General features: G+C 80.5%; 1 pseudogene. It reads right to left on the reverse strand.

Annotated features, from left to right (window positions below):
* Positions 1–33: 33 nt before the first annotated feature.
* Positions 34–548, reverse strand: a pseudogene (locus E0D90_RS27310) (hypothetical protein); the annotation flags it as partial.

Consider the following 548-nt stretch of genomic DNA (forward strand, 5'->3'; position numbering starts at 1 on the left):
CGAATTCTTCCCCAGGGGTTTTCGTCGGCACCTTCAGATGTGTAAAAGAGCCACCCCCTGGCGTCCGCCGCCGCGTCCGGCCACCCAGCCCGCCACACCGGCGGCGCCGGTCGCGGCGCCCGCGACTCCTGCCGCGAGCGCGACGCCCAGCAGCGCGCGGCGGGAGGGCCGACCCGCGGGTATCTCCCGCCGCGGCTGGTCCGCGGGCGCCGTGGCGGTGGCGGCGTCGGCCGGGGCGGCCGGTGGGTCGGCGGAGCGGGGTCCGTGCGCCGGTCCCCGGTCCGTGGCAGGCGGCGCGGCGGGCGGGGGAGACCCGGAACCCGGGGCCTCGTGCGCTCCCCGGGCCATGGCACCGCCCGGCAGCCGGGGATCGGGAACCGCCGGGCCGGGGCGGGGAGGATGGACGGCAGGGCTGCCCGGAGCGGTCGCCGGAGGTACCAGCGGGTAGCTGGTGGCGGTCTCCCGCACCTCCGCGCCGCCCGCCGCCTCCGCGCTACCCGCCGCTTCCACGCCGTCCGCCCCCTCCGCCGGGGCGGCCGGCGGAAGAC

The sequence above is a fragment of the Streptomyces otsuchiensis genome (assembly GCF_004305975.1).
Lineage (GTDB): Bacteria > Actinomycetota > Actinomycetes > Streptomycetales > Streptomycetaceae > Streptomyces > Streptomyces otsuchiensis.